The organism is Agrobacterium vitis (assembly GCF_013426735.1).
GTDB classification, from domain to species: Bacteria; Pseudomonadota; Alphaproteobacteria; order Rhizobiales; family Rhizobiaceae; genus Allorhizobium; species Allorhizobium vitis_D.
Genome location: NZ_AP023272.1, coordinates 175,139 through 186,965 on the forward strand (window position 1 = coordinate 175,139; position 11,827 = coordinate 186,965).

Annotated in this window: 14 protein-coding genes; 7 read left to right on the plus strand and 7 right to left on the minus strand. The window is 57.2% G+C overall.

The window, feature by feature from the left end:
- Positions 1–30 precede the first annotated feature (30 nt).
- The 7 genes from H1Y61_RS00850 to H1Y61_RS00880 all read right to left on the minus strand — a co-directional run bounded on the left by H1Y61_RS00850 (position 31) and on the right by H1Y61_RS00880 (position 5,651).
- Positions 31–567: a TIGR02281 family clan AA aspartic protease gene (locus H1Y61_RS00850; protein WP_180573439.1), complete on the minus strand. Its 537-nt coding sequence runs from the start codon at positions 565–567 to the stop codon at positions 31–33.
- Between the two features lie 129 nt (positions 568–696).
- Positions 697–1,326 (minus strand): uracil phosphoribosyltransferase, encoded by a 630-nt coding sequence (gene upp / locus H1Y61_RS00855; RefSeq protein WP_060719365.1) that lies wholly within the window; start codon positions 1,324–1,326, stop codon positions 697–699.
- 84 nt (positions 1,327–1,410) lie between these two features.
- Positions 1,411–2,409, minus strand: a complete 999-nt coding sequence (locus tag H1Y61_RS00860) for an adenosine deaminase (protein WP_180573440.1) — start codon at positions 2,407–2,409, stop codon at positions 1,411–1,413.
- The gene (locus tag H1Y61_RS00865) at positions 2,406–3,626 is read right to left on the minus strand and encodes a phosphopentomutase (RefSeq protein ID WP_180573441.1); all 1,221 of its coding nucleotides are present in this window, start codon (positions 3,624–3,626) and stop codon (positions 2,406–2,408) included. Before H1Y61_RS00865 ends, H1Y61_RS00860 begins: the two co-directional genes overlap by 4 nt.
- A 147-nt stretch (positions 3,627–3,773) precedes the next feature.
- Positions 3,774–4,358: a TadE/TadG family type IV pilus assembly protein gene (locus H1Y61_RS00870; protein ID WP_087727021.1), complete on the minus strand. Its 585-nt coding sequence runs from the start codon at positions 4,356–4,358 to the stop codon at positions 3,774–3,776.
- A complete protein-coding gene (locus H1Y61_RS00875; RefSeq protein WP_180573442.1) occupies positions 4,355–4,978 on the minus strand; it encodes a TadE/TadG family type IV pilus assembly protein in 624 nt (207 codons plus the stop codon). Before H1Y61_RS00875 ends, H1Y61_RS00870 begins: the two co-directional genes overlap by 4 nt.
- A gap of 226 nt (positions 4,979–5,204) precedes the next feature.
- The gene (locus H1Y61_RS00880) at positions 5,205–5,651 is read right to left on the minus strand and encodes a pilus assembly protein N-terminal domain-containing protein (protein ID WP_409068151.1); all 447 of its coding nucleotides are present in this window, start codon (positions 5,649–5,651) and stop codon (positions 5,205–5,207) included.
- Between the two features lie 377 nt (positions 5,652–6,028).
- Here H1Y61_RS00880 and H1Y61_RS00885 point away from each other — a divergent pair, with 377 nt between their 5' ends.
- The 7 genes from H1Y61_RS00885 to H1Y61_RS00915 all read left to right on the plus strand — a co-directional run bounded on the left by H1Y61_RS00885 (position 6,029) and on the right by H1Y61_RS00915 (position 11,819).
- Positions 6,029–6,214, plus strand: a complete 186-nt coding sequence (locus H1Y61_RS00885) for a Flp family type IVb pilin (RefSeq protein WP_174109643.1) — start codon at positions 6,029–6,031, stop codon at positions 6,212–6,214.
- 185 nt (positions 6,215–6,399) lie between these two features.
- The gene (locus tag H1Y61_RS00890; protein ID WP_070147518.1) at positions 6,400–6,585 is read left to right on the plus strand and encodes a Flp family type IVb pilin; all 186 of its coding nucleotides are present in this window, start codon (positions 6,400–6,402) and stop codon (positions 6,583–6,585) included.
- A gap of 203 nt (positions 6,586–6,788) precedes the next feature.
- On the plus strand, positions 6,789–7,307 hold the full coding sequence (locus H1Y61_RS00895) for an A24 family peptidase (protein ID WP_174109642.1): 519 nt from the start codon (positions 6,789–6,791) through the stop codon (positions 7,305–7,307).
- A gap of 110 nt (positions 7,308–7,417) precedes the next feature.
- A complete protein-coding gene (gene cpaB / locus H1Y61_RS00900) occupies positions 7,418–8,227 on the plus strand; it encodes a Flp pilus assembly protein CpaB (protein ID WP_174109641.1) in 810 nt (269 codons plus the stop codon).
- A complete protein-coding gene (locus H1Y61_RS00905) occupies positions 8,224–9,801 on the plus strand; it encodes a type II and III secretion system protein family protein (protein ID WP_180573443.1) in 1,578 nt (525 codons plus the stop codon). Before cpaB ends, H1Y61_RS00905 begins: the two co-directional genes overlap by 4 nt.
- 11 nt (positions 9,802–9,812) lie before the next feature.
- On the plus strand, positions 9,813–10,505 hold the full coding sequence (locus H1Y61_RS00910; RefSeq protein WP_174109639.1) for a CpaD family pilus assembly protein: 693 nt from the start codon (positions 9,813–9,815) through the stop codon (positions 10,503–10,505).
- Between the two features lie 27 nt (positions 10,506–10,532).
- Positions 10,533–11,819, plus strand: a complete 1,287-nt coding sequence (locus H1Y61_RS00915) for a CtpF protein (RefSeq protein ID WP_087727018.1) — start codon at positions 10,533–10,535, stop codon at positions 11,817–11,819.
- The last annotated feature ends 8 nt before the right edge of the window (positions 11,820–11,827 follow it).

The window sequence follows — 11,827 nt, forward strand, 5'->3', positions numbered from 1 at the left end:
ATGACGTCAGGGCTCCTCCAAGAGGGGCCCTTATTTTTGACTAAGCCGCATCTGGCCATCTTCAACTTTGTAACTGCCGAGCTGTTTCAGGAATGTCATACCGATCAGCGTGCCGGACAGGGCCTTGTCCTTCAGCACCATGGCTTGAACCTGCGTGGCACGCACCCCGCCAACCTCCACCCGGTCAAGCGTCACCACCGCAGCCAAAGTGTCGCCATTGGCGGTATTGACCTTGTATTTGAAATTCAGATCATTGCCGCTGAAGCCAAGCCTGCGGGCGATGGTCTCGTTAATGGCAACCGTGCTTGCGCCGGTATCAATCATCGCATCGACGGTTTTGCCTTTGATGCGGAAGGGCGCGATGAAATGGCCCCGGCCATCGGCCTTCAGGATCGCCTGACCTGAACCGGCGACCGGCTGCGGTGCGACCGCGAGACGGGTTGCCTCAAGACTTGCCGCCTGCGATGACTTTTCCGGCGCGGTGTGCGTCCTGTCCTGCAAATAGGCAGGCAATTGCGTGGCGACGAGGACTGTCAGACCGGCAAAGACCAGAACCCTCATCAGCATCGCGTCAATCTCCCACCGTTTTGAAGATAAAAACGCTGACGGGCTTTCACTCCGGTTAACATCACCGTTCAAAAGCAAACCCCGGCGTCAGAAACGCCGGGGTCGAAGCCGTTCGTCGTTAAGAAAATTTTACTTGGTGCCGTACATCCGGTCGCCAGCGTCACCCAGGCCCGGCACGATATAGCCCTGCTCGTTCAGGTGACTATCAATCGAAGCCGTAAAGATCGGCACATCGGGATGGGCTTCGCGGAAATGTTTCAAACCTTCAGGGGCTGCCAACAGGCAAACGAAGCGCAGGTTCTTCGCTCCCCGCTCCTTCAGCTTATCGACGGCAGCGATTGAAGAATTGCCGGTGGCCAACATCGGATCGACGACAATCACCAGCCGCTCCGACAGGTTTTCCGGGGCTTTGAAGTAGTATTCGACCGGCTGCAAGGTCTCGTGATCGCGGTAGACGCCCACATGCGAGACACGGGCGGAGGGAACCAGATCCAGCATGCCTTCCAGCAGGCCGTTTCCGGCCCGCAGAATGGACGCGAACACCAGCTTCTTGCCTTCCAGCACCGGTGCTTCCATTTCCACCATCGGCGTTTCGATGGTTTCCACGGTCAGTTCCAGATCGCGGGTCACTTCATAGCAGAGCAGCGTCGAGATTTCCCGCAGCAGACGGCGAAAGCCCGCCGTCGAGGTTTCCTTACGGCGCATGAAGGTCAGCTTGTGCTGCACCAGGGGGTGATTGATGACTGTGACGCCGTCCATGGGAAACCTCTTGTCTCTTCCGCTCAATTCCTGACTGTGATGTTTCTTCCAACGAATCGGTGGGATGAGCAAGGCTTGCAGCCGTTAAATCGCTGCCTCATCCCCAGAACCAGCCGCTTGCAGCCGCTGCAACAGGTTTTGGCGGGTCGCCTCGTCCACGAAAGCCGCCTCAATGGCCGTGCGCGTCATGGCGTTGATCTCGGCGTTTGAAAAGCCCATCTCCGCAACGATGGCATAATCTCGTGCCAGTGATGTCTGAAAAAACGGCGGATCGTCGGAATTGATACACATTCGCACCCCGGCATCGGCCAGAGCCCGCATCGGATGACTGGCATAATCCTCAAACACCTTGAGCGCGATATTGGAGGCGGGGCAGACTTCCAGCACAACGCCCTCATCCGCCAGTCGCTGTACCAGATCGGCATCCTCAATCGCACGCACGCCATGGCCAATCCGGCTTGGGCGCACCAGATCCAGCGCGTCACGAACGCTGAAAGCTCCACAGAGTTCACCAGCATGGATGGTAATGCCGTAGCCCGCCTCACGGGCGATGTCGAAGGCCGGGGCGTAATCCGCCACCCGGTTCATGCGTTCCTCACCCGCCATATTGAAGCCGGTGATCAGCGGATGGTGGTAATCGGCCAGCCATTTCGCCCGACGCAAGACGTTTTCCGGCCCCAGATGCCGTTCACCAATAATCACCATCCGGCATTCGATACCGGTCTTGGCCCGTGCAGCGACAATGCCCTCTGCCAACCCTTCGATATAGGCTTCGGCGGACAGTCCCACCGCTTCGCCGTGATCAGGCGAAACGAATAGCTCGCTATAGATCGTATTGACGCCCGCCAATTCGCTCAGATAGGCCTCGGCCAAGGCGGCAAAATCCTCCTCGCTGCGAAACACCGAGGCGACGAAATCATAGGCGGCTATGAAACTGGTAAAGTCCTCCCAGACATAGCTTTCATTGCGGATAAAACTGCTGGCGTCTATGCCATATTTCTCGGCTTGGGCCGCGACCAGAGCCGGAGGTGCGGCACCTTCGATATGGCAATGCAACTCGGCCTTCAACAGGGACGCAGTCATAGGAAACTCCTGCCATAACCGCCCGGAGCAATGCCGAGATGGGCCGCAATTGTCTCACCGATATCGGCATAAGTGTCGCGAATGCCAATAGAACGCGCCCTGATGCCGGGACCGAACGCCATGATCGGCACCCGCTCACGGGTATGGTCGGTGCCGCGCCAGGTCGGATCACAGCCATGATCGGCGGTCAGAATCACCATGTCTCCAGGGATAAGCTTGCGGTAGACATCCGGCAGCCAGAGATCGAAGGCTTCCAGCGCGGCGGCATAGCCCGGCACATCGCGGCGGTGGCCGTACAGCATGTCGAAATCGACGAAATTGGTGAAAACCAGATCGCCGTCCGCTGCCTCATCCATCACCGCCAGCGTCGTCTCCATCAGTGCGGCATTGCCATTCGCCTTGATTTCGCGGCCTGTGCCCTGATGGGCGAAGATATCGCCAATCTTGCCGATGGCATGCACCGTGCGACCCGCTTCACTCAGCCGATCGAGCAAAGTCGGCTCCGGCGGCGGAACCGAATAATCCCGCCGATTGCCGGTACGCTGGAAATTCGAAGCACTGTTGCCGATAAAGGGGCGGGCGATCACCCGGCCGATCCTGTAGGGGGTGAGCAATTCCCGGACGATTTCGCAGAGCCGCAGCAAACGCTCCAACCCGAACACATGCTCATGGGCGGCAATCTGGAAGACGCTGTCGGAGGATGTATAACAGATCGGCTGGCCCGTGCGGCAATGCTCCTCACCCAAGCGGGCCAGGATGTCGGTGCCGGAGGCATGACAATTGCCGAGAATGCCGGGAAGATCGGCGCGTTTACAGATCTCGGCGACGAGATCGGCGGGAAAGGCATCGCCTTCTTGCGGGAAATAACCCCAGTCGAACATGACAGGTGTACCAGCAATTTCCCAATGGCCGGACGGTGTATCCTTGCCGCGGGAAATCTCATTGGCGGCCCCGTGGAGACCGAAGACCCGCTCCGGCAGGGCCATGCCCGCAGGCAGGCTACCGCTGGCCAAGCTGGCAATCTGCAACAAGCCCAGCGCCGATAGGTTCGGCAACATCAGCGACCCGGCCCGCAAACCATCGCGGTCTCCGGCACCGGCGGCGCAGAATTCTGCGATATGCCCCAGCGTGTCGGCGCCGTCATCGCCATAGGCTGGCGCATCCGGCGCGCCGCCGACACCAAAGGAATCGAGAACAAACAGAAAAGCCCGCGCCATGCTTCACCCATCATGCCCTGCCGTATCCTGCGCTTCACCATGCATCGCTTCGGGATTCAGATGAAATCAGGCCGTATCAGGCAGTTGACTATCAATCGGACGGATTGAATAGACATTTAGACAGGCAATGGCAAATCCCCCTTCGAATCAGCAATCCGAGCAGGCAATCTCGCCGTTTTCCCGCTGACGGAAGTAATAATCCCTGGCGATGGTAATGGTGCTGACGCTTGATCCTGTAAATCCAGGCAGATAGGTGACAAGCTCATGGGGAATGGTCAGTTCCGCGTGGACGAAAAAGGCATTGGCGGCGGCCATGCCTGATGGAAGTGTCACCGTTGCGCCGGTTGCATAGGGTTTAGAGCCGTCCTGCGCCCAGGACCAGGCAATCGTCGCTTTGACATTGCTATCAACCTTGATGCCGGTGATCTTCAGCGCATAGCCTGTCGTCGCTGTCGGCGCGAACATGGCTTTCAGCACATCTGGCATGGTCGCCAGAAAGGCCTTGTTGACCGTTTTCTGCTGACGCGCCACGATATCGGCGATGGCCCCGGCGCTGGTGGTGGCGCGCTGCGACACGCTGAGCGCCATGGTAAGCTCAAATGCCCCCAGATAGAGAACCAGCAACAAGGGCACGATCAGCGCAAATTCCACCGCGCCGACACCGGAACGATCCAGCGCCAATAGCCGGAAAGGTCTGCATAGAAGCAAAATCAGGGCGGGTTTCGACCTCATGGATAATTCTCATTTTGGAAGGCCAAGGTCGATACGATCAGGTAATCGGAATTGCTGGAAACACCAGGGCGATGGATCGTGGCAATATAGGGCCGGACGAGATCGGTGGTGACCGGCCAATAATAAAAGGCACGCAGCATATTGATCGAGCTTGCCCCGCCAGGCGTGAAGGCAAAACTGGACGTATCAAGGCTACCGGATGTGGTGGCAATTGTGGTGGGCATGGCGGAGAAAGCCGTATACGTGCGCACATCGAGCCAGAGCCGGTTGGGTGTTGCGACTTCCGCAGCATCGCAGGTGAGGAGAAAGGAAATCTCGTTGCAGAATAACTGGCGGAATTCCGTCGCCGTCTTGTCGGTGCTACGGGTCTGGTTATAGGTGATATTGCCGGTGCGCAATTGCCTGCCGAGCGTATCGACCGCTGCATTGACGGTCTGTTCGGCGATGAAAGCCACGAATGTTTCCAGAATGGCAAAAATGATCAGGAAATAAGGAATGGCCAGGATGGCGAATTCGATGGCCGCCGATCCGTCACGGGAGCGACGCAAACGCCTGGCCACTAATCTCCATCTGCGCCATCGTCCGTCGCGTTTGTCACGGGTGCCATCTGGAAAGACCATCGTCTGAATGCCGGTTGTTGTGCCTGATAGCAAGCTAGGGCTGGATCTATTTAATTTCCGTTGCCGAATTCCTTCAGTTTGAACAAGATGATACGGAAACGAGCAAAAAATTAATTTTAGATATTCTGAATAAATTCATATCATTACTGCATGATTTCTTATGCAGGAGTTGGTCGCGTAACGATACGGCAGTTAAAGTTTCACTGTCTCGCGCAGCGTCTTGCCGCTATTGGCCGGTTCCGCTGGACGCACTATTGCTGGAAGACGCATCTCCAGTGGAATTTCCAGACTGCGAATGCTGCTCGCAGCTTGGCGTGCAGGACAGGACCGTGCGTTGCGTCTGTTTGTACAGCCGAACTGTATTGGCTTCATCGATAGAGACAAGAATACGCTCGTCGAAAATGGCATTGCCCTGGCTGTCGAGCAGAACCAAATTCGTCGTCCCAAAGCTACGCCCTGTCAGCACGATGGTTTTTGGGTCGGCCACGGTGGCATCGGCGACTTTCTCATTCCCAATGATGACCTTACTGACTGGCCGGTCGAGTTTGAGAATGCGGGCCTGGTTCATCACCACGCGCAAAAGCGGGTCTTCAGCATGCGCTGTGCCGGAAACTGTCGCCATTCCGGCAAGCAAAAACGCAAAACAGCAGCGAAACAACATCGGCAGCGCCATGGAAAACATTTCTCTCGTGCAGATCAGGACCACAGATTGAGGTAAAATGGTAAATGAACCATAAAGCCGCTGCTTCCTCCCGAGACATAATACGGTTTATCTCATCATAAACACGGGTATGTCCACGGCCATAACTGACACATACTTGCATAATTTCGCATGTAAACATGCTGCAAGGTGGCCTTTTTTCCGGAGTGAATACAATTTTCCCGACTATCTTTCGGCTTCATTTACCACAATGAAATCAAGCGATCGTTCAAGGATAATTAACTTGTTTTCTTAAGGCGATAGCAATGCGGCGACCTGTAATTTCAGTTCAACCGCACAACAAAAAACAGTTGGCGGACAAGAAAAACCTTATGGAGCAGGAGAAGAGCATGTCCAAGATTTTCGCACGTTTTATGAAGGATGAATCCGGCGCGACCGCTATCGAATACGGTCTGATCGCCGCTTTGATTTCCGTGGCCCTGGTTGCTGGTGCAACATCGCTCGGCACAAGCTTGAACAGCACGTTCACCAATCTGACTACGCAGATGAATAAGGCGGCTACCGCATCCAAGTAAGCTTATTCCCAAATCCGAAAGGCTATTGGGGCATTTTCTCATCCGAAAATGCATAAAGCTTTAGAGTATTTCACCACTTCAATTCAGAGTGAAATAATTTACAAAATGCCGATCTTCAATTCTACACCAACCGATCAGTAAAAAATTGACTGATCAGAACAACACTTGTGGAGCATGAGAAGCGCATGTCCAAAATCTTCGCAGCTTTTATGAAGGATGAGTCTGGTGCAACGGCCATCGAATACGGCCTGATCGCCGCTCTGATTTCCGTGGCACTCGTCGCTGGCGCGACCACGCTCGGTACGAGCATTGGCAACACTTTTAATAATCTGACAACGCAGATGAATAAGGGTGCGGACGCAACCAAGTAAGCTTGAAACGAGCAGCCTCAAGGCTACAAGAGCCGCCTCGCAAGGGCGGCTTTTCTCTTGGATGTCGCTAGAGAGCATATCCTAAATATTTCCCGCCCCAAATATTCTGAGCGAGCAGTATTTTCAGTCCAGAGAATGATTCGGTAATGGCTTTACGCCATGGTCGATTTACTAAAATCACGTCGTCAAAGGGTTCATCCGCCATGCTGGCTGTTACGCTGTCACTGATCATGCCTCTTTGTCTGGCACTCGCGGCCTTTACCGATCTGTTCGAGATGAAGATCCCCAATGCGATCCCCCTTGTGCTGCTTATCGGTTTTGCCGCCCTCGCTCTGGTGTTGGGCCTGCCTATAGGATTGGCCGGCCTGCATTTCGCGGCGGGTCTGATCGTGTTTTTCGGTTGTTTCACACTGTTTGCCGTCAATGTCATGGGCGGCGGCGATGCCAAGCTTTTGACGGCTGCTGCCGTCTGGTACGGTTTCAATATCAGCCTGGTGGAATTTCTGATTGAAGTCGCGGTGTTTGGCGGCGTGCTGACCCTGATGATCCTGGCTTTGCGCAGCCAGGCCAATACCGTAATGGCCCTTGGACTGCGCCTGCCGCGTTCACTGATTGTCGAGAAAAAAATCCCCTATGGTATTGCTATCGCCATTGGCGGTTTTTGCAGTTTCCTCAGTGCACCAGTGGTGACATTGGCCTTGGCGACAGTTTCGCCGAAATAAATCCAGCAATATTTTGTTAACCACGCCAGTAAGGCGGTTGTTAACTATAATTACACCAATTTCTGTTCTTTTCGACCTTAAGAAAGCTTTCGCCGACTTAAGGACAGACCATGAAGCCCGCCCGCATTCTCATTCTCTTCGTCGCCGTGGCCGCGGCCGGTCTGGCCGGTCTGTTGGCCATGGGACTGAGCGGGCAAAAGCGCGTGGTGGTACAGCAATCCGAGCCTGTGGTGACGAAGGAACCGACCACCAAGGTGCTGATCGCCGCCGCCAGCCTGCCGGTCGGCGCCCGCCTGACCGATAAGGCAATGCGCTGGATGGACTGGCCGAAGACCGACCTGGTCGACGGTTTCGTGACGGAAGAGAACCGTCCCCAGGCCTTGAGCGACCTTGCCGGGCTAGTCGTGCGCCTGCCGATTTTCGAGGGTGAGCCGATCCGCATCGAAAAAATCGCCGACGCCTCCAGCCGCACCCTTTCAGCGCTGCTTCCAGCCGGAAAGCGGGCGATCTCCACGGAAATTTCCGTCGCAACCGGTGCTGGCGGTTTCATCCTGCCCAATGACCGCGTTGACGTGATCATGGTCCGCAAGGGCGATAATGACAATCATCTGACCGAAACCGTGCTGTCCAATGTCCGCGTCCTCGCGATCGACCAGCAGATCGAGGAAAAGAACGACGGCACCCGTTCGGTCATCGGCACCACCGCAACACTGGAACTGACACCGGAGCAAACCAAGGTGCTGACGGTTGCCCAGCAGATGGCCGAGCGCCTGTCACTGGCGCTGCGCTCCGTGGCGGATGCCCAGGAGCAGGACAACAGTGCTGCAAGCTACCTGCTGAGCGGCGATAGCGGCGGTCCACAGGTGCAGGTCATCAAATCCGGGCAGATCGTCAAGAGCGCGGGAGCTGCAAAACAATGAACGGACGATTTTCCATGCGCCTTGCCCCTGCCCGCCTGCTGCGTGTCATGATCACCGGCAGCCTTTCGCTAGGCCTGTCGATTACCGGCCTGCCGGGAGAAAATATGCTTGTCTGGCGTTCCGAGGCGCTTGCCGCCGGTGCCCAGAGCCTGGTGCGCATAGCCCAAACCGGCCCCGGTGTGCGGCGTGATCTGAAGCTTGGCCTCAACAAGGCCATCGTCGTCGATCTGCCGGAAGATGCGCATGATATCCTGGTGGCCGACCCGGAACTGGCCGATGCCGTCACCCGCACCTCGCGCCGGATCTATCTGTTCGGAAAGAAGGTTGGCCAGACCAATATTTTCATTTTCGGGGCGGATGGTCGCGAGATCGTCAGTCTCGATCTGCAAATCGAACGGGATATCGAGGGTCTTCAAACCAACCTGAGCCGCTTCATTCCAGAGTCCAATATCAAGGTCGAGATCATCTCTGACAACGTCGTGCTGAGCGGCACGGTGCGCACCCCGCAGGATTCGTCGCGCGCCGTCAGCCTTGCCAAGGCCTTCCTCCAGGGTGGTGAAGCCACCACCCGCGGAGAAACCGCAACCAGCAACAGCAGCGGCGACGGCGCAGTGGCCATCTATGCAGAAAACCGTCAAACCTCGCAGATCGTCAACATGCTGACCATCGAAGGCGAAGATCAGGTAACGTTGAAAGTGACCGTTGCCGAGGTCAGCCGTCAGGTGCTGAAACAGCTTGGTGTCAGCGCCAGCGCCACCGATGGCACCAGCGGTATCAGCTACGCCAATCCGTCCAACCTCGGCAATTCCGTCGACGTCGGCGGCACCGCCACAATTTCCAAGACATTCGGCAGCTTTGGCATCAGCGCCTATGTCAACGCCATGGAACAGGCGGGTGTGATGCGCACCCTGGCTGAGCCCAGCCTGACGGCAATTTCCGGCGAACAGGCGAAATTCTACGTCGGCGGCGAATATCGTCTGGCAGCTGGCCAGGAAATCAGCACCGACAGCACCACCGGGCAGAAAACCGTCTCTCGCACGACCTCAACCGTCGATTACGGCATTCAGCTGAACTTCCGACCGGTCGTGCTCTCTCCGGGCCGTATCAGTCTGGCAATCGAGACCAATGTCTCCGAGCCGACCTATGAAGGATCAGTGGTCACTGGCAATTCCGATGCGTCCATCCCCGGTTCCACCTATTTGTCGATCCGCAAGCGCGAGGCCTCGACCACGGTCGAGCTGCCCTCCGGCGGATCGATTGTGATTGCCGGTCTGGTCCAGGACAATGTCCGCCAGGCCATGTCCGGCCTGCCGGGTATTTCGAAAATCCCGATCTTCGGCACGCTGTTTCGCAGCAAGGATTTCGTGCGTAACGAAACCGAACTGGTGATCATCGCCACGCCCTATCTTGTCCGGCCTGTCACCCGCAATGCGCTGGCGCGTCCCGACGACAATTTCAATCCTGCTGGAGACGGCGCCATGTATTTCCTGAACCGTGTCAACAAGGTCTACGGCCGCAAGGAAGCCACGGCGAACGGCGCTTATCACGGCACAGTCGGCTATATTTACAAATGAGAGCGGACGCGATGACACCTCACCCAACCTTGTCCCTCACACGCCTTTGCGCGCTCCTCCTCGGATTGATGGCCATCCTGCCGCTTAGCAGTTGCGGCGGCATGAAAGACGAGATGTCCACCGGCTCGATTCCCGACGATTACCGTACCCGCCATCCGATCATCGTCACCGATGTCGAGCATTCGCTGGATCTTCCGATCGCGCAGGGCTCAAGCCGCCTGACGATCGGCATGAGCGATGCGGTGACGGGCTTTGCCCAGGATTACCGCAATGCATCCACCGGCTATGTGCAGATTCTGGTGCCGCAAGGGTCTCCCAATACAATGGCGGCCTCCAGCATCGCTCGCCAGGTGCGCAGCCTGCTGGTGTCCAAGGGCATTGCCGCCCCCAAAATCGTTGAGCGGCCTTACCGGGCTGGCGCAACAGGTGATGCCGCGCCGATCCGGCTGAGCTATGTCGCAACCACGGCGGTGGCCGGACCGTGTGGCCAATGGCCGGAGGATCTCTCCAACGACACGGCGCAGAACAAGAACTGGCAGAATTTCGGCTGCGCCTCCCAGGCCAATCTGGCGGCGCAGGTTGCCAGCCCGACGGACCTGATCGCGCCGCGCGGTATGACGCCGATCGATGCCGAGCGTCGCTCGACGGTGATCGACAATTATCGCGACGGCAAGGACACCTCAACCACGACATCCACGGATTGAGTGACAAGGATCGCGGGGGGCAGGCTGATGAATACGATCAAATACGATATCGCCGGATCGAAAGAAGACGGCCTGGCCGCGGAACCGGTGAGAACCGGTAATCTCGAGCAATTGCGGCCCTTGCCGCGCATTTCCGTCCATGCTTTCTGCATCTCGGACAGTGTGCTGGCGGTGATGGAAGAGGCCGCCCGCGACCGGCGCATGACCAAGGTCAGCATGCGGGTAACAAGCGGCGGCATTTCAGCAGCGGTCAATATGTTTGCCGGGGCACCGACCCCCAATCTGGTCATTCTGGAAACCGATGCGAAGCCTGAGAACCTTCTCTCCGAGCTGGCGCCGCTGGCCGATGTCTGCGATCCCTCGACCCGGGTCATCGTCGTCGGACGCTATAACGACATCGCTCTTTACCGCGAATTGATGCGCAATGGCGTCTCCGATTATATCGTTGCGCCGGTCAGCATGGCCGACGTCATCGGGGCCTTGTCATCGATCTTCATCGACCCGGACGCCGAGCCGCTGGGGCGCAGCATCGCCTTCATAGGCGCAAAAGGCGGCGTCGGCTCCTCCACCATCGCCCATAATGCCGCCTTCATGATCGCCTCGCTGTTTTCCTCCGAAACCATCCTGGCCGATCTGGACCTGCCCTATGGCACGGCCAATATCGATTTCGACCAAGACCCGGCCCAGGGCGTAGCCGAAGCGGTCTTTGCTCCGGAGCGTCTGGACGAAGTGTTTCTCGATCGCCTGCTGACCTCCTGTTCGCAGAACCTGTCCCTGCTGGCCGCCCCCTCCCTGCTGGACCGGGCCTATGATTTTGAGCGCGGCGCCTTCCTGCCGCTGTTGGAAACCCTGCAACGCAGCGCCCCGGTTGCGGTGCTGGACCTGCCGCATAGTTGGAACGAATGGACGCTGGCGCTGCTGTCGGAAGTGGATGAGATCGTCCTGACCTGCGTGCCGGATCTTGCCAATTTGCGCAACGTCAAGAACCTGCTCGATGCGCTGAAGCGGTTGCGACCGAACGACAAGGCACCGCATCTGATCCTCAATCAGGCTGGCATGCCGAAACGGCCGGAAATTTCGCCCAGCGATTTTTTCGAACCGCTGGACATGCAGCCAGCCGCGATCATTCCTTTCGATATTCAGCTGTTTGGCAATGCCGCCAATTCTGGCCGGATGATCGCCGAGATCGACGCGAAAAGTCCGACGGCGGAGACGTTCTCGCAGCTCGCCCATCTCATCACCGGACGGGTCAGTATCAAGAAGCCGAAAAAAGCGGGTCTCAGCACGATCTTCGCCATGCTGGCACGCAAGTAAACATGCAA